This is a genomic window from Variovorax sp. Soil_C_19 (genome assembly GCF_057657255.1).
On the sequence record NZ_JBDGIV010000003.1, the window covers coordinates 264,655 to 282,299 of the forward strand.

Sequence of the window (17,645 nt, forward strand, 5' to 3'; positions counted from 1 at the left end):
GGAGAACCTTACTTCCGCATGACCTTTTCGGACGGCGTGAGCGCCTCGATGTAGGCCGGACGCGAGAAGATCCGCTCGGCATACTTCAAGAGCGGCGCCGCATTCTTGCTCAGGTCGATGCCGTAGTAGTCGAGGCGCCAGAGCAGCGGCGCGATCGCGACGTCGAGCATCGAGAAGTTGTCGCCCAGCATGTACTTGTTCTTGAGGAACACGGGCGCGAGCTGCGTGAGGCGGTCGCGGATGTGCGCGCGCGCCTTCTCGAGGGCTTTCTCGTTGCCCTTGGCGGTGCGGTTCTCGAGGGCGGCCACATGCACGAACAGTTCCTTCTCGAAATTGAGCAGAAACAGCCGCACGCGGGCGCGGTCCACCGGGTCGCCGGGCATCAGCTGCGGATGCGGGAAGCGCTCGTCGATGTACTCGTTGATGATGTTCGACTCATACAGGATCAGGTCGCGCTCGACCAGGATCGGCACCTGGCCGTACGGGTTCATCACGCCGATGTCTTCGGGCTTGTTGTAGAGGTCGACGTCGCGGATCTCGAAGTCCATGCCCTTTTCGAACAACACGAACCGGCAGCGGTGGGAAAAGGGGCAGGTCGTTCCTGAATACAAGACCATCATGGCGAGAGACTCCTAAAAATCAAAAAGAGTGGGTCGCGTTCGCAACCCACTCTGTGGGACCGGACGCGCGCGGCGCCCGGTCGGCGTGGACGGAACTACTTGACGTCTTTCCAGTACGAGGCGTTCAGTCGCCACACGAAGACCAACGACATGACGAGGAACAGCAGGACCCACACGCCGATGCGGATGCGGGTGTTCTGCGCCGGCTCGGCCATCCATTGGAGGTAGCCCACGAGGTCGCCCACCGCATTGTCGAACTGCAGCGGGGTCATGGTGCCGGGCGTGACCTGCTCCCAGCCCTTGAAGACTTCGGTCTCGTGGCCGTGCGACACCACCTTGGTGTAGACCGGACGGCGCTCGCCCTGCAGTTCCCACAGCGGGTTGGGCATTGCGACGCTCGGGAACGCCAGGTTGTTCCAGCCCGTGGCCTTGGTGTCGTCGCGGTAGTAGGTACGCAGGTAGGTGTACAGGTAGTCGGCGCCGGTGCCGCCATGGCCGGCCCGCGAGCGGGCTACGAGCGTCAGGTCGGGCGGCGTGGTGCCGAACCAATCCTTGGCTTGGCGCGGATCGAAGTTGGCCTTCATCGTCTCGCCGACCTTCTCGGTCGTGAACAGAAGGTTGTCCTTGATCTGCTGCTCGCTGATGCCGATGTCCTGCAGGCGGTTGTAGCGCATGAAGGCGGCCGAGTGGCAATTGAGGCAGTAGTTGACGAACAGCTTGGCGCCGTTCTGCAGCGAAGCGACGTCGGTGGTCTTGTTGGGCGCCTTGTCCCAGGCAATGCCGCCCTCGGCGGCCGATGCGGCCGCGGAGAAGCTCAGGCCCAATGCCAGACCCACAACCGCGATCCAGCCAGAAATGCATTTCTTCATCGTGTTTCTCTCGAGCTCTCTTGGGCTACTCAATGGGCGGCGAAGGTCACGCGGTCGGGCACGGGCTTGAACTCGCCCTTGCTGCTCCACCAGGGCATGAGCAGGAAGAAACCGAAGTAGAACAGCGTGCCGATCTGCGAGATGGTCTGCGCGATATCGAGCGCGAACGAACCGATGACCAGGTTGCCCCAGACGCCTGGTGCCTGGATGCCCAGGTAGCCCAGGATCAGGAAGAAGAACACGAAGACGGCGTACACGTACTTGTGCCAGCTCGGACGGTAGCGGATCGACTTGACCTCGCTCTTGTCGAGCCAGGGCAGGAAGAACAGGATGATGACCGAGCCGCCCATCACGACCACGCCCCAGAACTTGGCGTCGAAGGCCTTGAGCAGGAAGATCACCACGGCTGCCACGACGACAACCGCGATCTTCAGGGCCATGCCCGACCTGCCCTTGACGAAATTCAGGATCGCGGCCGCGCCGATGATCAGCGCGAACACGTTGACCATGTCGTCGGTGGTCGCACGCAGCATCGAATAGAACGGCGTGAAGTACCAGACCGGCGCGATGTGGTTCGGCGTCTTGAGCGAATCGGCCGGGATGAAGTTGTTGTACTCGAGGAAGTACCCACCGGCTTCCGGCGCGAAGAAAACCACGGCCGAGAAGATCGTGAGGAACACCACCACGCCGAAGATGTCGTGCACCGTGTAATACGGGTGCGACGGGATGCCGTCGAGCGGATGACCATCAGGTCCGCGCGTGGCCTTGATCTCGATGCCGTCGGGGTTGTTGGAACCCACTTCGTGCAGCGCGATCAGGTGGGCCACAACGAGGCCGAGCAGCACCAGCGGCACCGCGATCACGTGGAAGCTGAAGAAGCGGTTCAGCGTGGCATCGCTCACCACGTAGTCGCCGCGGATCAGGAGCGCCAGGTCAGGGCCGATGAACGGAATGGCCGCGAACAGGTTCACGATCACCTGCGCGCCCCAGTACGACATCTGGCCCCAGGGCAACAGGTAGCCCATGAAGGCTTCGGCCATGAGGCACAGGAAGATCGCACAGCCGAACACCCAGATCAGCTCGCGCGGCTTGCGGTAGCTGCCGTACATGAGGCCGCGAAACATGTGCAGGTACACCACGACGAAGAACGCCGAGGCGCCCGTGGAGTGGATGTAACGGATCAGCCAGCCCCAGGGGACGTCGCGCATGATGTACTCGACCGAGGCGAAGGCGAGGTTCGCGTCGGGCTTGTAGTGCATCACGAGGAAGATGCCGGTCACGATCTGAATGACGAGCACCAGCATCGCGAGCGAGCCGAAGATGTACCAGAAGTTGAAGTTCTTCGGTGCGTAGTACTTGCCCCACTGGTCGTTCCAGAGCTTGGTCAGCGGGAACCGGTTGTCGACCCAGTTGAGGAGCTTCTCGCCCGCGGGCGCGTTGGGGGAGATTTCGCGGAATTCAGCCATGTTCTTCTTCTGCCTCAGGCCTTCTTGGAGTCTTCACCGATCAGGAGCTTGGTGTCCGACAGGTACATGTGCGGCGGCACAGGCAGGTTGTCGGGTGCGGGCTTGTTCTTGAAGACACGGCCGGCGAGATCGAAGGTCGAACCATGGCAGGGGCACAGGAAGCCACCCTCCCAATCGTTCGGCAGCGATGGCTGCGGACCGGCCTGAAGGCGGTCGACGGGCGAGCACCCGAGGTGGGTGCAGATGCCCACCACCACCAGCACATCGGGCTTGATCGAACGGTGTTCGTTCTGCGCGTAAGCCGGGGTGAACTCGTCGGGGTAGCGCTTGGACTGCGGGTCCGCCAGCTGGCCATCGAGCTTGGGCAGCTCGGCCAATTGCTCAGGCGAACGCTTGAGGATCCAGACGGGCTTGCCGCGCCACTCGACGGTGATCTTCTCGCCGACCTGGAGGCCGCCGATGTCGACCTCGATGGCGGCGCCCGCGGCCTTGGCCTTCTCGGAGGGCTGGAATGTGCTTACAAAGGGAATCGCGGTTGCCACGCCTCCCGCTACGCCGGCACAGCTGGATGCGATCAACCACGTCCGCTTGCTTGTGTCGATCCGGGGGGAGCCGGAGGTCATGTCACTCATGGGGATCCTCTAAGTCTTCTTCGCTGGAGCAGGGTCAACCCGCGATTGTAGCGGGCTGTGGAGCGCATATTCAACGGTCACGGGCGCGCAGGCCCCAACCCATGCATGCAGGTCATGCAGGTCATGCAGGTCATGCAGAAGGCTCAATTAAGAACAATGAATTAGCCATTTATTTCAAAGACATTTCGACACAGCCATTTGCACCCGCAAACGCCATAAAAGGTAAATTAGTTGCGGCACACTTCGCCAGCTGATAGTCTTCTCTCAACTGTTAATTGCTATAGAGAGGATATATCGCCATGAGAATTAAGCCATTGGTTTCCGCGGCCGCTGTCGCCGTTCTGGGCCTCTCCTCGGCGTTTGCCCAGACGCAGACCCCGCCGCCGGCACCCGCTTCGGTCGCGACGCCGGCACCTCAGCCGGGGGGCGGCTCGGGCGCCTCCAGCTCGGCCTTCGGCCAGCTCACAGCGGCCCAAGCCGGCGGCGTGGCCGCCAGCGTCGGCCTCGCAGCGGCCGTTGCCAGCGGCAATGGTGGCAACAGCGGTGGCGGCAGCGGTACGGGTGGTACCGGCGGCACCGGCACGGGCACGACCGGCACCAACTGAACGTGCCGGCCCTCCCTGCGGGAGGGCGCTCGCCAAAGGTCCCGTCCGCCGGCTTCGCCGTGCGGTCGGTCGAATGCTGTCTTCTGGCAGCATTTCTTTTGGGCATTGGCGGCTGCTCTTCCGGTTCCTCGGCCATGCTGGCCACGGCGCGGCATCTCTATGGCGGCCAGTCCGCTGCCGCTTCCGAACCCACCTTCAATCCGAATTACCGCTATCTGCGCGTGACGACCGGCGCGCAGACGGTCTTCATGGCGCTGGGCTATATCGACCAGCGCTCCGAAGGCGCGGTCGAGGTCTGGTACAGCGGCAGCGGCGAAGTGCTGCGGCTGCTCGACGGACGGCTGGTGGGTACGAGCGGGCTGTCGACCGACTGGCGCGAGGTGCGCTTCTCGAAGCTGCCCGCCTGGTCCGGCGACGCGGCCGCGAAAACCTACGTGCGTGAGCGCGACATGATGCCCGGCTACCGCTTCGGCATCCGCGACGAGGTGGCACTGGCGCCGATCGCCGCTCCCAGCCAGTCGGCGCTGGCCGGCAGGCCCGCCGCATCGCTGCGCTGGTACGAGGAGCGCAGCACGACGCGACCGGCAAGCGCATCGCTCCCGGCCGCCCGCTTCGGTGTCCTGCAAGCGGGAGGCGCGCCGCGCGTCGTCTATTCCGAGCAATGTATTTCCAATGACCTGTGTATGAGCTTCGAGCAGTGGACGCCTTCTTCTCCAGCACCCGTCGCAGCGGCGAGCGCTGGTTCATGAGCCGTCCGCTTCTGCTGCGTGGCCTTGCCAGGGATCCCCGGCCCCTTCGCGCTGCGATGGCCGCCTGTGCATTGGCGGCAAGCTGCGCCGCAAACGCCCAGGTGCCTGCCAATGCGCCGGCCGACAGTGCCTCCTCGCCCACGAGCGACGCAGACATCCGGCCCGGCGAGCGGCTGAGCGCCTGGCTGCTGCGGCAGCCGCCCGCCGCGGCATCGCCCGGACTCGCCTGGCGTGTTCCGCAAGAGCGGCTGGCCCAGCAATTTCTCAAGAACACGCTGCTGGTGCGGCTCGAAGCGTCGCGCCGCCGCGCACCGAAGGCCGAACAGGCGCAGCACCAGCAACTGATCGCGCGGCTACAGGGCCTGCCGGTCACCGGCCGCGTGGCCCTCGGCATCGTCGACCCGCGCTGGCTCGAGGCGCATCCCGACCAGGACCCGGTGCTCGCGGCCGGCCAGCAGCTGGTGGCGCCGCCACCAGCGCTGCGGACCGTGACGGTGCTGCAGCCCGACGGCCGGCTGTGCCAGGTCGCGCACGAGGCTGGCCGCAAGGCGTGGGACTACGTTGCGGCCTGCGATGTCGAGGGCGACCACGACTGGGCCTGGGTTGCCCAGCCCGACGGCCGCACGGCGCGCGTGGGCGTGTCGCCATGGAACGCGCATCCGTCGGACGAGCCCGCGCCGGGCGCCTGGATCTGGTCCGCGCCACGCGGCATGGACGACCTGCGGCGCATCTCCGAGGGCATCATCAAGCTGCTGGCCACGCAGGGGCCGTCGCCGCAGGAAGAAGCCACTGCGCAGGCGCCCCTCACCGAGGCCGCAGCCTCCGCACCGGACTCTCCGGCCGCGCCGCCCTCGACGGTGATCTCCGTCCTCACCGAGCCGGCCCCCGAGTACCGAGCGCTTCAGACCAGCGGCAACGACTGGGGCGAAACCGGCCTGCTGCAGACGCCGACCGCACGCATGGGCCAGGCGGGCGACATGCGAACGTCGATCTCGCATGTGTCCCCGTACACCCGGCTCAACGTGATGTTCCAGCCGCTGGACTGGCTCGAGGCGGGCTTCCGCTACAGCTCGATCAGCAACCGGATCTACGGCATCGGCCTCAGCAACCAGGGCTACAAGGACAAGAGCATCGACCTGAAGGCGCGGCTCTGGAAGGAATCGGCCTACCTGCCCGAAGTGGCGCTCGGTTTTCGCGACATCGGCGGCACCGGCCTGTTCTCGTCCGAGTACCTGGTGGCGAACAAGCGCTATGGCGAGTTCGACTTCAGCCTCGGCATCGGTTGGGGCTACATGGGGAACGCCGGCACCATCAGCAACCCCTTCGGCCTGCTCGACAGCCGCTTCAAGACCCGAGTGAGCCAGACGACCTGGGGCGGCGCTAACTTCAGCCGGCTCTTCCGCGGACCTGCCGCGCTGTTCGGCGGCGTGCAGTGGCGCACGCCCTGGGAGCCGCTGACGCTGAAGCTCGAATACGAAGGCAATGACTATCAGAACGAGCCGCTCAACAACAACCAGCGGCAGCGCTCGCCGGTCAACATCGGGCTCGAGTACCGCTACGCGCCGGGCGTGACCTTCTCGGCCGGCTTCGAGCGCGGCGACAAGGTGATGGTCGGGCTCACGCTGCAGACCAACCTCGCGAAGATGCAGATGCCCAAGACGGCGGACCCGCCCGCGCCGAAGTTCTCGCCGACCGCGCCCACCGCCTTCCAGGGCTGGGCCGCCACGGCAGCGGACATCGAACGCCGCACCGACTGGACCATCCAGCGCATTGCGCCGCAGGGCGCGATGCTGCACGTCTGGATCACCGAGAGCGCCACCGTCTACCGCAGTGCGCGCGTCGAGCAGATCATCGCGGTGCTGCACCGCGACGCGCCCGGCTCGGTCCGGAATTTCGTGCTGCACTATTCGGAACGCGGACTGCCGATGCATGCGCAGGTGGTCGACCGCGACGAATGGGTGAATGCGCACTACCAGGCGCAGACCCCGGCCCAGCAACGCGCCGCGAGCCAGCGCGACTACGCGCCCGCGCCGCTCGGTGCCGATCCCGGCGTGATCGTGCCTGTGGTGACAAGCCGCACCGCCGCTGCCGCCGTAGACAACAACGGCGGCGACATCGACAGCAGCAAGCGCCTGCCCGCATGGGAGCGCGACACGCCCAAGTTCACTATCGGGCTCACGCCCAGCCTGGGCCAGATCCTCGGCGGACCGAACGCCTTCGTGCTCTACCAGATCGGTGTGCAGGCCGTGGCCGAGTACCGCTTCACGCCGAGCACCTGGGTCAACGGCGCGCTGAACCTGCGCCTGGTCGACAACTTCGACAAGTTCACCTACACCGCGCCCAGCAACCTGCCGCGCGTGCGGACCTTCCAGCGCGAATACGTGACCTCGCGGCGGCTGACCATGCCGGTGTTCCAGCTCACGCATGTGGGCCGGCTCACCGACAACCAGTACTACAGCGTGTACGGCGGCGCGCTCGAAACGATGTTCGCCGGCGTCGGCGGCGAGTGGCTCTACCGCCCCTGGCGCAGCAAGCTCGCATTCGGCGTCGACTTCAACCATGTGCGGCAACGCGACTTCGAGCAGGACTTCGGACTGCGCGACTACAAGGTCAACACTGGCCATGCGACGGTCTACTGGGACACAGGCTGGAACGGCGTGCTCGCGAAGGTCAGCGCGGGCCAATACCTCGCGGGCGACCGCGGCGTGACGATCGACATCAGCCGCCGCTTCGACAACGGCGTGGTGCTCGGCGCCTACGCGACGAAGACGAACGTCTCGGCGCGGCAGTTCGGCGAAGGCAGCTTCGACAAGGGCATCTACCTGTCGATCCCGTTCGACGCACTGCTGCCGCGCACGAACAAGTTCACCGCCAACTTCGCCTGGGCGCCGCTGGTGCGCGACGGCGGTGCGCGGCTGGGCCGTATCCATCCGCTCTACGAGATGACCTCCGCGCGCGACCCGAGCGCCTACAAGTTCCGCGCACCGGGCACGGGCGAGCCGCGCGCCGGCGACAACATCCTGAACTTCGAGCGGCGCTAGCTCAGCGCGCCGGCGATGCGGCGCCGGCGCGCATGATGAAGAACAGCCAGGCGATCATGGCCGCCGCCATGCAGGCGAAGCCGACGGTCATGGCATGGATGGTCTGGATGTAGGAGATCGGCGGCTTGGTTGCGAGCATGCAGGCCGCAAAGACCAGCGCACCGAAGATCGAGCACCACAGCAGCGCGCCGGGCCGTCCGGCGGCCCTGAATCCGGTGCGCAGGCACATCGTGAGGCCGAACACGGCCGGGGCATAGAAGAACGGCGAGAAATCCATGCCGGCGTAGTTCGGGCCGAAGGCCAGCACCACCAGGTGCGGCCCGAGCAGGCCGAGCACGACGCCGCCGACGGCCGCCACGAGAAAGCCGAACAGCACGAACTTGACGAAGAGGCGGTGCGCCTCCTTGCGCGCGTCCGTCTTCCAGCCGGCCGCGAGCCGCGGCAGGATGTAGTAACCCAGCGCCAGCAGCACGTACTGCATCGGCAGCAGGAAAGTGATGTAGATCTTCAGCAGCCCGCCCTGCGCGGCATCCGCCGAAGAGCCGAGCAGCAGGATCGCGCCGCCCGTCATGATCCAGCTCATCCACTGCGAAAGGCCGGCCTTCCAGCCATAGCTGGCGGCCTCGCCGATGGTCAAGGCCTGTGCATCGGCAGGCGCCGGCAGCGGCGCGATCACGCGCCCCAGGTTGCCGGCGATCAGCAGGGCGAACGGCAACTGGACGATGGCGATCCACAGCAGCGCCTCGGCCCATGTAGCGGGCTTCAGCCCGATCAGCACCACCACGTAGCCGACGCACACCAGGAGGCCCGACGCGCAGAGCGCGAGAAAGCGCCGTCCCACGAGCAGCATGCTGCGCGCGGTCCAGAACAGCTCGTAGCCCACGATCAGCGCGATGCCGGCCCAGGCCAGCGGACCGGGAAAGCTCGTGAACTGCCACGCGAGGAAGCCCGCCACCGAGACGCCCAGCACGAGCGCCCAGCTCCACCATGCCGCCGACCGGCTCGCGTAGTAGCGCTTGATCAGGATCGGCTCGTGCACCACGGCCGTGTGCAGGATGTACTGGAAGCTGACGATCGCGAGAAAGGCCGAGGCGATGCCGAAGTCGGCGGGCGACAGGGCGCGCGCGAGCGCGAAGCTCAGCAGCAGCTGGCTCGCGCTGTAGATGCACTGATCGGCAATCGCGTAGACCGGGCCCAGGCGCTTTCGAATTCCCGCGATGTTCATTCCGAGAACGACAGCAGGACCGGCTGGGCGCTGGCCCTGGCTGCGAAGCCGCCCTCGTCCGGCGCACCGCAGCCGCCGCGGCGCACCTGCGGGAAGAACTCGACGCGCGTGCATTTCCTGCCCTTCTCGGCCGGCACGACCACGTTCTGTTCGCCGCGCTCGGTCCACACCACGTGCAGCAGCGCGCTTCCACGGCTCAGCACCAGCTTGTGCACGCCTCCGGCCTCCTCGTAGGAGACCTTCCTCGCGTCGCGCACGATCCGCAGGAACTCGGTGAGGCTCCCGAACGCCTCCTTCTTCTCGCCGCTCTTCGACTTGAGCCCGAAGTTGTCTTCCCGCGCGACGACCGAGGTGCCGCGGTCCTTCCAGGCATAGAGGTTCAGCAGCTTGATGCCGGCCGCCACGTTGGTGAGGTATTCGCGGAAGATCAGCGAGGCCTGGCCGTTGCGGTCGCGCACCGGCAGGTACGAGGCATAGCCCCATTCCGAGGCCACGATGCCCACCTTGTTCAACTGCCGCTGGTCGAGCTCGGCGCGCAGCCTGGCGTAGTCGGCGATGGCGGTTTCGGGCACCGAGCGGTACGGATGGATCGAGATGTCCGTCAGGCAGTTCGACTTGGCGGCCGAGACGAAGGCATTCTCGATCGGCGCCGGCACCTGGCCCGCGTGGAACGGCAGCTTGGCGAAGCCGAAGCCCATGACGATCTTCGGCGGCGTCTTCAGCTGCGAGATGCTGCTGCAGAAGGCCGCGGTCGCGACGCCGAAGTCCGCATGCAGCGACGGATTGAGAAAAGTCTTGTGGTCGGGCTCGTTCCAGAGTTCCCACACAGCCACGTCATCCGCATGCGCCTCCATGAAGCCGCGCGCGAACTCCGCGAACAGCTTCTCGCGCTGGCCGCCGCGCAGGTCCGCCGGCCGCTGGCCCCAGATTTCGCGCCCGCCGAACAGCGTGACGATCGCTTCGAGCCGTGCGTTCTTCACGCGGCGGATCAGGCTCGAATAGTCGATCGACGCCGGGTTCACGCTCTTGAGCGGCGGCCGCGCGCCGAAGCGCACGAACTCGAAGCCCGAAGCCTTGATCTCCCGCAGGTCGTCGTCCGAGATGTCCGCGGGATCGATCTGCACGCTCAGCGCCACGGGGTATGCCGATGCCAGTTCGGCGATGCCGCGCGCCTGGGCCCCGCTGCCGAGGCCGGCCAGTGCCGCCGTTGCCAGCAGGAAAGCAAGTATCTTCTTCAAAGCACCGACTCCTTGTAGAGGTCGACGATTGCGGCATTCATGCGGTCGGCGGTGTATTTCTGCTCGAACAGCGCGCGGCCGGCACGGCCCATGCGCGCCAGATCGTCCGAGGCAAGGCGGTCGATCTCGCGCAGCATGTCGTCGATGCGCTCGAGCGCGAACAGCCGTCCGCTTCGATGGTCCTCGACGATGTCGACCAGCCCGCCCACGGCCGAAGCAAACACCGGCTTGCCGCGCGCCATCGCCTCGACGGCCACCAGGCCGAAGCCCTCCCAGCGCGAGGGAACGATGATCGCCTCGCACGAACGGTAGGCCTCGTCGAGCGCTTCCTTTTCGAGCCAGCCCTTGAACTCGACCTCGTTGGGCTTGGCAAGCGGAAGGTCGTTGCGGACCGCTTCGCCGACCACGACCAGCTTGAAGTTCGGCCGCACGCGGACGTAGGCATCGAGCAGCGCGTCGACGCCCTTCTGCTGGTCGAGCCGCCCGACGAACAGGATCTTCCTTTCGGACGGAACCTGGCGGGGCGTGGCCTCGATGGCAGCCGGTGCCGGCGAGGCGGCGATGCCGTTCGGAATGCAGGTGCAGCGCTTGATGCCGAATTTTTCGGCCAGCCGCAGTTCATGGTCGCTGATGCAGATGATCGCGTCGCTCCAGTGCGAGAGCAGCCATTCGATCCAGCGGTAGATCGCCTTCTTGTACGACGGCCCGATCTGGTCGAAGGCCCAGCCATGCGAGCAGTAGACGATGCGGGTCTCGGCCGGCACCTGGCCGACGAGCGCCATGGCGCGCACGATGCCCCCTGCGATCGAGCTGTGGAGATGCAGCACCGTCGGGCGTTCCGTGCGGATGATCCTGCGGATCTCGGCCGCATAGCCGGCAAGCACCAGCGGACTGCGCGCCGCCGGCACGACGTGCGTATCTTTCGGGCTCAGCCAGTCGACCGGCGCTGGCAGCACGAACTTGGCCTGGGAGATCGCGGGCGAATTCTGCTGGAAGCCCGACACCATCCGCAGGTAGGTTTCGAGGCCGCCCTTGAGCGTCTCCGCGACGTGCAATATCTTCATGTCGGCCCATCCATTCAGATCAGTGCATGGATGCCGGCCACGACCTGGCTTCGGAGCGCATCGAGGCGTTGCCGGGCCGGGTTCCGCTCACCCAGCAGGTCCCGCACCGAGGACCCGAGCTTTTCCACCTCGGGCGACAGGTCGAAGAGGTGACGCTCGCGTCCCGTCAGTTCGAAGAACGACGCGACCTTCTTGTCCCAGTTCATTCCGACCGAAGGAATGTGCAGGCCATAGGCCACGATGTTGGCGTGCAGCCGATGGGCCACGATGCAGGCGCACGCGCTGATCAGCGACACCAGTTCGTCGGGATGGCGAGGCACCACGAAGGCTGGTTTCGCCTCGCCGGCTGCCAAGACGATTTCGTCCAGCACCCGGTTGTCCTCGGCCGCGCCGTTGGTGAAATAGAGCACCCGCAGCCCCTGCGCGCGCAATGTGTCGGCCAGGCTCGAGAAGAACCGAGCCGACGGCGTCGAATTGGCACTGCCGTATTCCGAATTCATCACCAGCGCATCGAGGCTGCTGACGCAGATGCCGACGTCCCAGGTCTTCTCGGGCGACAGCTCGTCGGGGAACGCGTCGGCACAGATCAATGCCGGATCGGGCACGACCCGGATCTGCGGCCGCGGCACCTTGAAATACGTGTGCAGGTTGTCGGCCGACTCCTGGTCGCGCGTGGCGTAGAACACCGGCCTTGCGTTGTCGAGGAAGCGCTTGACCAGGAATTGCCCCCAGAACGTCCATCTGGCGGTCACGCCCACGCTCGCGACCACCACCCTCTTCCCGCGCAGCAGCCGGCTCAGGAAAAACAGCTTGGCCGGAAAGTTGAGCGCCACGTCGCAGAAAAGCTGGCCGCCGCCAATCACCACGAGGTCGGCATCGTCGACGGCCGCCTCCCAATTCCTGCGCCATGAGGAAACGTAGCCCTTGAGGCAATACAGGAACACGATCAGCGACCGCAGCAGCAACGGCAATTTCGCGAACACGCGAAAGGCGCCGCCGCCACGCAGGTTCTCTTCCGCAAATCCCTGCCGACCGGCAATGTCCAGGAATTCCACCCGCGCCTGTGGGTATTTGAGGCCGACGATGTGCGCGAGCGAGGCCGCGATCACGCCGTCGCCGAGGTTGTCGCTGAAGGGCACAGCGCAGATCAGTATCTTCTTCATATCATCAATCAGGCGAAGCGCTCAGCGCGAGCCATGTCCCACGGCGACGACCCAGATGGTCCGGATGAAGATGCCGATGTCCCGGCTGACCGACAGCGTCTCGACGTAGGCAACGTCGAGCGCGACGCGCGCCTTGTAGCTCAGCTGGTTGCGGCCGCTGACCTGCCAGAGTCCGGTGATGCCCGGGCGAACGGCGCAATAGAACGACCAGTCCGAGCCGTACAGGCTCTTCTGGTCGAGCATGCAGGGGCGCGGGCCGACAAGGCTCATGTCGCCCACCAGCACGTTCCAGAACTGCGGCAATTCGTCCAGGCTGGTCTTGCGGATGAATTTGCCGAACGGGGTGATGCGCGGGTCGTTCTCCAGCTTCTGGTATTCGGCCCATTGCTGGCGCGCCACCGGGTCGTTCTTCAGATGCTCTTCCAGGATCTGCGCGGAGTTCGGCAGCATCGAGCGGAATTTGTAGAACTTGAAGATCCGCCCGCCGCGTCCGTAGCGGGGTTGCGAATAAAGTACCGGCGCGCCCGATGTGATCAGCACGCCGACCGCCAAAATGGCAAATAGCCAGCCGAAGGCGCAGAAGAAGAACAGTGCCGCGGAAATGTCCACTGTCCGTTTGCCTGCGCGCAGCATGGGCGAATGACGCACCCTCGTCCATCCCGCATCGCCCGCAATGCCCCCGAAGGCCTCGTCGCCGGGGGGCACCATCGATTCCTCCGAACGGAAATTGGTCATCGGAATGCTCCTATTTCACATTCAAGGATCGAACGAATTTCCAGCTGAAGAAGTCTCATTGCAGAGCACCTTTCGTCTTACAAGCGCGTGCTTGCCCCTTGCGGGTCCTGTGGCATATGAAGGCCCGGCGCCCGAGCCTTTTCGACCCGGACCGCGGAAGCCCTGAAGGTTGCGGCGCAAAAATCCGTGCGCGGGCAAGCGATCTGGACGAGTAATACCAAATGAATACGCTATTCGCCCGAGTGCTTTTTAATTAGCAAATAACCCATCGCACCTATTTAGTGCGTCCAGTGATAAATCTCACATTCTTGGCAAATTTTCCCAGAAACGGAGCTTAAGACTAGGTGATATCCCTGTTGTTTTTGTATTTATAGTGTGTGTATCGGTAACCGCCGTACTTATAGCTGCTGCTACCGGCATGCCGTCGAGATAAGTCCATAGCATTCAATATGACGCCATTGGCGGCGCAGCCGGCATGGGCCAGCCTGCGGATGCTTTCGTTCAATTCGCCCAATTGGGTCTTTTCAGCACGCGCCACGAGCAGCAGCGAGCCGGCGAGCGGCGCCACCGACGCGGTGTCCGCAGCCACCAGCACGGGCGCCGTGTCGACGATCACCAGGTCGTAATCAGGGGAGAGCTTTTGCAGAATCTGCGAAAAAGATTCGCTCAGTAGCAATTCCGCCGGGTTGGGCGGCAGCACACCGGTCGTGATCACGTCGAGGTTCGGCTGGACCGATGAGCGAAGCGCCTTGTCCTGCGTGATGGTGCCGGCGATCAATTCGGACAGGCCCGGTGACCGCGGCATCGAGAAGAACTGGTTCACCCGGCCCTTGCGCAGGTCGGCATCGATGAGCAGCACCTTCTTGCCCGAGGCCGCGGTGATGGCCGCGAAGTTGACCGACACGAAGGTCTTCCCGACGCCCGGGGTCGCACCGGAAATGAGCAGTCGGTTGTTGGCAGCTTCGAGCATGGTGAACTGCAGCGCGGTGCGCAGGCTGCGCAGGCTTTCGATCGCGGGGTCTTCCGGTTGCTGCAGCGCCAGCACGTGCAGGCCGGGCGCCCTGTTCTCGATGCTCTTGTCGATCAGCCGCTGGGCGCCGCTCAGCGGAATGCTGCTGTAGACGCTGAGCCCGGTTTGCAACTCGATCTCGCTTGGGTTGCGGATGCCGCCGAACAGCGCGTTGCGCCCAATGGCCGCGGCTACGCCGGCGCCGAGCCCCAACAGCAGGGCCACGGCGAAGATCAGCGAGCGCTTGGGCCAGACGGGCTCCTCGGGAACGATGGCTTCGTCCAGAAGCCGCACATTGCCGACCTTGCCTTCCTTGGCGAGGCGCATCTGCAGCGAGCTGTTGAGCAGCGACACGTAGAGATCGGTGTTGACCTTGATGTCGCGCTGCATCTGCACGGTGTTTTGCTGCAGCAGCGGCATCTTGCGGATACGGACGTCGACACCTGCGATCTCGCCCTTCCACGCGGCGATCTGGTTGTCCAGCGTCTGCAGCGTCGGGTGCTTGTCGGTGAAGCGCGCCGAGAGTTCGCGCCGCTTCTGCTGCGCCTCGAGCAGCTTGGCCTGCAGCTCGACGGTCTGCGACAACGCGTTCTTCGCCTCGTCGTCGAGGCTCACGGTGCCATTCTCGTTGCGGTAGCGGTTGTAGAGATCTTCGGATTGCTCGAGCTGCTTCTTGAACTGGGGCAACGCGGTGTCGAGGAAACCCAGCGTCTTCTCGGCCTCAGCCGCCTTGCGCTCGATGTTCTGGCGAACGTAGAGCCGGCCGACCTCGTTGAGAACCTGCGTGAGCCGCTCGGGATCGGGGTTCTTCCAGCTGACGTCGAGCACGCCCGACTGCTTGCCCTTCTCGGCCACCTTGAGGCTGTCCTGCAGCGCCAGCAGCGTCTTCTGCTTCGAGAACCGCACCAGCTCGAACTGCGCACCCGGCTTCGCGTTCACAGTGCTCACCAGCAGCCGGAGCCGTGCGCCGCCGAGTTCGGCCAGAAGCGGCGTGCCGATCGCACCCGCAAGCGGCGCGGCCATGTCGGGATGGCTCAGTTCGTACTGGTTTTTCGCCTTCACGGTCAGCCAGAAGGGCTTCTCTTCCAGGCTCGCCGGCACGTCGAACTGCGGAACCACGATCTGCTCGGTGCCGCTCACGTAGCCCGAAAGCCCCATGAAGCCGGGGTCCGAGAGCTCGCTCGCGCGCCGCGAAAGCCAGCTGCCCACGACCGGCGCATAGCGCGGCCGGGCGCTGATGTAGAGCTTGGTGTTCTCCACCGCCTGGCCGAGGATCGCGCGCGAACGGATGATCTCGATCTCGCCGGCGGCCGGGGTCTTGACGCTCAGCAGCGACGAGGCGGCATCGCCGAGGAAACTACCGGCGGAATTGCCCGAGTCTTCCACCTGCACGGCGAGGTTGGCCTCGTACACCGGCTTGCCGAAGAGCGCATAGGCGGCACCGAGGCACAGCGCGACCGCAACGACGCCGGCAATGAGCCAGCGGTTGTCGATCAGGATGTCCAGGTACTCGACCAGGTTGATGCCTTCGCTCTCCTCTTCCAGCGGTGGCATCGGCAGGGCGGCTTGCTGCGGTGCTGCATTCATGTCGGTTGCTGCTCGGGTGTTGTAATTTTCAGAATGCGGTCGATCCAGGTCCTGGCCCCCACGTCAATGAGCGAGAGCGCGTGCGCGAACGCCGCCTCGTCCTGCCGGTAGGGGTCGGGGACGTCCTGCTTGGCGGCCTCGGCGATGCGGAACACCTTGCCGCGCACGAACGGGTAGGTCGTCTCGAGGTGGCGGCGCTGGTCCATGTCCATCACGAGGATCAGGTCGGCCTGCCGGCACAGCAGCTGGTTCGCCTGCTGCGCCACGTGGCCCGAGATGTCGATGCCGCGCGCCTGCATGAGCTGCTGCGCCATCGGATCGGCGGCGCGCCCGACGAGCGCGCCGGTGCCCGCGGACATGACACGCAGGTGCGGCAGTCCTGCCGCCAGCAGGCCTTCGGCCATGGGGCTGCGGCAGATGTTGCCGATGCAGACCGTCAGTACGGATTTCATCGGTGGCGGCTCCAGACTTCGTCGCCCGCGTTGATGACCTGCGCGGCCGGCAAGATCAGGCTTGCAAGGCGGTTCCAGGTCACGAGCGGCACGGAATCGATGTAGACCACGTCCTTGGGCTGCAGCGGGAAGCGCTCGGCGAGCGCCAACGCCGCAGGGTTGCGTGCATTCAGATGGAAGATCGCCGGCAGGCCGCGCGCGTTGTTGCGGATGACGTAGATCTGGCCCGTGTTGGCGGACGCCAGGTTCGGACCGCCGGCTTCGCCGAGCGCTTCGTTGAGGCTGAGCCGCCCGTTGTACATGCGCAGCGCCGAGGGCCGCGCGATCTCGCCCATCACGAACACCTTGCTCTCGTCGCGGTTGCGCACCTGCACCACGTCACCGTTGCGCAGCGGGATCCTGCTGGCATCGGCACCGCGCGCCTGCAGGCGCTCCAGGTCGATCTGCGTGGTCCTGTCGCCGCGCGTGAGCGTCACGAACGACCGGTCGCCATTCGCGGTGACGCCGCCGGCCCGGCTCAGGGCTTCGGCCAGCGTCATCGGCACGTCGGTGAAGATCTGCAGCCCGGGGTTGCGCACCTCGCCTTCCACGAATGCGCGGCGGCTTCGGAACGACTGGATCCGCACCGTCACCTGCGGCGACTTGATGTACTCGGAGATCCGGCTAGCGATGAGGTCGGAGGCTTCGATCTCGGTGAGCCCCTCGAGCTTTACGCGGCCGATGTACGGAAAGCTGATCTGGCCCGTGGCGCCAACGATGAAGCCGGGGGCCACGCTGATGCCCGTGGGGTCGGCCTGCTGCGTGATCACTGCACCCGCGTTCGGCAGCAGTTCCGGGTGGTCGTAGACGATCACCCCGACCACGTCGCCGGGTCCGATGGTGTACGCCGGAGCTTCCCCGAACAGTGCCTTCACGTCCGGCGCAACGGAAGTCGGCTCCGCCTCGGCCATCGTGCGGATGAGCGCAGGCGAAATGGACGTGATCACCCCGTCCGGCGCACCGTCGGCCGGCAGGTACTGGAATTCGGGAGGCAGGCTCTGGTCGGCCTCGTAAGCGCCCAACGACCCGAACCCCGGTGCACAGCCCTGCAGCAATAACGCGCCCATTAGGGCAAAACCCCACCCCTTCGGGTACACGAAGCGTGTCAAATTGATCCCCATTGCACTAATTGGTTTTAACAACCGCGATGC

At 65.4% G+C, this 17,645-nt stretch carries 16 protein-coding genes; 4 read left to right on the forward strand and 12 right to left on the reverse strand.

Annotation, left to right across the window (positions count from 1 at the left end):
- Positions 1-8 precede the first annotated feature (8 nt).
- The 4 genes from AC3A6R_RS08655 to petA form a co-directional block, all read right to left on the reverse strand.
- Positions 9-620 (reverse strand): glutathione S-transferase N-terminal domain-containing protein, encoded by a 612-nt coding sequence (locus AC3A6R_RS08655; protein WP_487862127.1) that lies wholly within the window; start codon positions 618-620, stop codon positions 9-11.
- Between the two features lie 95 nt (positions 621-715).
- A complete protein-coding gene (locus AC3A6R_RS08660; protein WP_487864264.1) occupies positions 716-1,489 on the reverse strand; it encodes a cytochrome c1 in 774 nt (257 codons plus the stop codon).
- A gap of 29 nt (positions 1,490-1,518) precedes the next feature.
- A complete protein-coding gene (locus tag AC3A6R_RS08665) occupies positions 1,519-2,955 on the reverse strand; it encodes a cytochrome b (RefSeq protein ID WP_487864265.1) in 1,437 nt (478 codons plus the stop codon).
- A 14-nt stretch (positions 2,956-2,969) separates the two neighbouring features.
- Entirely contained in the window at positions 2,970-3,587 is a 618-nt protein-coding gene (petA, locus tag AC3A6R_RS08670) for a ubiquinol-cytochrome c reductase iron-sulfur subunit (RefSeq protein WP_487862130.1), read from the reverse strand.
- 101 nt (positions 3,588-3,688) lie between these two features.
- Between petA and AC3A6R_RS08675 the strand changes: the two genes are divergently transcribed.
- The 4 genes from AC3A6R_RS08675 to AC3A6R_RS08690 all read left to right on the forward strand — a co-directional run bounded on the left by AC3A6R_RS08675 (position 3,689) and on the right by AC3A6R_RS08690 (position 7,982).
- Entirely contained in the window at positions 3,689-3,841 is a 153-nt protein-coding gene (locus AC3A6R_RS08675; protein WP_487864266.1) for a hypothetical protein, read from the forward strand.
- A gap of 45 nt (positions 3,842-3,886) precedes the next feature.
- Positions 3,887-4,192, forward strand: a complete 306-nt coding sequence (locus AC3A6R_RS08680; RefSeq protein ID WP_487862131.1) for a hypothetical protein — start codon at positions 3,887-3,889, stop codon at positions 4,190-4,192.
- Positions 4,193-4,326: 134 nt separating this feature from the next.
- On the forward strand, positions 4,327-4,941 hold the full coding sequence (locus AC3A6R_RS08685) for a YjbF family lipoprotein (RefSeq protein ID WP_487862132.1): 615 nt from the start codon (positions 4,327-4,329) through the stop codon (positions 4,939-4,941).
- The gene (locus AC3A6R_RS08690) at positions 4,938-7,982 is read left to right on the forward strand and encodes a YjbH domain-containing protein (protein ID WP_487864267.1); all 3,045 of its coding nucleotides are present in this window, start codon (positions 4,938-4,940) and stop codon (positions 7,980-7,982) included. Before AC3A6R_RS08685 ends, AC3A6R_RS08690 begins: the two co-directional genes overlap by 4 nt.
- A 1-nt stretch (position 7,983) precedes the next feature.
- On the opposite strand, the gene AC3A6R_RS08695 is transcribed toward AC3A6R_RS08690, so the two are convergent.
- From AC3A6R_RS08695 to AC3A6R_RS08730, 8 genes are all read right to left on the reverse strand, one after another.
- The gene (locus tag AC3A6R_RS08695; protein ID WP_487864268.1) at positions 7,984-9,207 is read right to left on the reverse strand and encodes a lipopolysaccharide biosynthesis protein; all 1,224 of its coding nucleotides are present in this window, start codon (positions 9,205-9,207) and stop codon (positions 7,984-7,986) included.
- Entirely contained in the window at positions 9,204-10,445 is a 1,242-nt protein-coding gene (locus tag AC3A6R_RS08700; protein WP_487864269.1) for a hypothetical protein, read from the reverse strand. The genes AC3A6R_RS08695 and AC3A6R_RS08700 overlap by 4 nt, the downstream gene beginning before the upstream one ends.
- Positions 10,442-11,509 (reverse strand): glycosyltransferase family 4 protein, encoded by a 1,068-nt coding sequence (locus AC3A6R_RS08705; protein ID WP_487864270.1) that lies wholly within the window; start codon positions 11,507-11,509, stop codon positions 10,442-10,444. The genes AC3A6R_RS08700 and AC3A6R_RS08705 overlap by 4 nt, the downstream gene beginning before the upstream one ends.
- 14 nt (positions 11,510-11,523) lie before the next feature.
- Positions 11,524-12,672, reverse strand: coding sequence for a polysaccharide pyruvyl transferase family protein (locus AC3A6R_RS08710; RefSeq protein WP_487862137.1), 1,149 nt, complete (start codon positions 12,670-12,672; stop codon positions 11,524-11,526).
- Positions 12,673-12,693: 21 nt separating this feature from the next.
- Positions 12,694-13,407 carry a sugar transferase gene (locus AC3A6R_RS08715; RefSeq protein WP_487862138.1) on the reverse strand — a complete coding sequence of 238 codons (714 nt, stop codon included), beginning with the start codon at positions 13,405-13,407 and terminating at the stop codon, positions 12,694-12,696.
- A gap of 340 nt (positions 13,408-13,747) precedes the next feature.
- On the reverse strand, positions 13,748-16,003 hold the full coding sequence (locus tag AC3A6R_RS08720; RefSeq protein ID WP_487864271.1) for a polysaccharide biosynthesis tyrosine autokinase: 2,256 nt from the start codon (positions 16,001-16,003) through the stop codon (positions 13,748-13,750).
- On the reverse strand, positions 16,000-16,455 hold the full coding sequence (locus tag AC3A6R_RS08725) for a low molecular weight protein-tyrosine-phosphatase (protein ID WP_487864272.1): 456 nt from the start codon (positions 16,453-16,455) through the stop codon (positions 16,000-16,002). Before AC3A6R_RS08725 ends, AC3A6R_RS08720 begins: the two co-directional genes overlap by 4 nt.
- Entirely contained in the window at positions 16,452-17,615 is a 1,164-nt protein-coding gene (locus AC3A6R_RS08730) for a polysaccharide biosynthesis/export family protein (RefSeq protein WP_487862141.1), read from the reverse strand. Before AC3A6R_RS08730 ends, AC3A6R_RS08725 begins: the two co-directional genes overlap by 4 nt.
- Between the last annotated feature and the right edge of the window lie 30 nt (positions 17,616-17,645).

What these genes read in the sequence shown, in the direction of transcription:
- AC3A6R_RS08655 (WP_487862127.1), bottom strand. Translation starts at nt 620, where the DNA reads ATGATGGTCTTGTATTCAGGAACGACCTGCCCCTTTTCCCACCGCTGC.
- AC3A6R_RS08660 (WP_487864264.1), bottom strand. Translation starts at nt 1,489, where the DNA reads ATGAAGAAATGCATTTCTGGCTGGATCGCGGTTGTGGGTCTGGCATTG.
- AC3A6R_RS08665 (WP_487864265.1), bottom strand. Translation starts at nt 2,955, where the DNA reads ATGGCTGAATTCCGCGAAATCTCCCCCAACGCGCCCGCGGGCGAGAAG.
- petA (WP_487862130.1), bottom strand. Translation starts at nt 3,587, where the DNA reads ATGAGTGACATGACCTCCGGCTCCCCCCGGATCGACACAAGCAAGCGG.
- AC3A6R_RS08675 (WP_487864266.1), top strand. Translation starts at nt 3,689, where the DNA reads ATGCATGCAGGTCATGCAGGTCATGCAGGTCATGCAGAAGGCTCAATT.
- AC3A6R_RS08680 (WP_487862131.1), top strand. Translation starts at nt 3,887, where the DNA reads ATGAGAATTAAGCCATTGGTTTCCGCGGCCGCTGTCGCCGTTCTGGGC.
- AC3A6R_RS08685 (WP_487862132.1), top strand. Translation starts at nt 4,327, where the DNA reads ATGCTGGCCACGGCGCGGCATCTCTATGGCGGCCAGTCCGCTGCCGCT.
- AC3A6R_RS08690 (WP_487864267.1), top strand. Translation starts at nt 4,938, where the DNA reads ATGAGCCGTCCGCTTCTGCTGCGTGGCCTTGCCAGGGATCCCCGGCCC.
- AC3A6R_RS08695 (WP_487864268.1), bottom strand. Translation starts at nt 9,207, where the DNA reads ATGAACATCGCGGGAATTCGAAAGCGCCTGGGCCCGGTCTACGCGATT.
- AC3A6R_RS08705 (WP_487864270.1), bottom strand. Translation starts at nt 11,509, where the DNA reads ATGAAGATATTGCACGTCGCGGAGACGCTCAAGGGCGGCCTCGAAACC.
- AC3A6R_RS08710 (WP_487862137.1), bottom strand. Translation starts at nt 12,672, where the DNA reads ATGAAGAAGATACTGATCTGCGCTGTGCCCTTCAGCGACAACCTCGGC.
- AC3A6R_RS08715 (WP_487862138.1), bottom strand. Translation starts at nt 13,407, where the DNA reads ATGACCAATTTCCGTTCGGAGGAATCGATGGTGCCCCCCGGCGACGAG.
- AC3A6R_RS08720 (WP_487864271.1), bottom strand. Translation starts at nt 16,003, where the DNA reads ATGAATGCAGCACCGCAGCAAGCCGCCCTGCCGATGCCACCGCTGGAA.
- AC3A6R_RS08725 (WP_487864272.1), bottom strand. Translation starts at nt 16,455, where the DNA reads ATGAAATCCGTACTGACGGTCTGCATCGGCAACATCTGCCGCAGCCCC.
- AC3A6R_RS08730 (WP_487862141.1), bottom strand. Translation starts at nt 17,615, where the DNA reads ATGGGGATCAATTTGACACGCTTCGTGTACCCGAAGGGGTGGGGTTTT.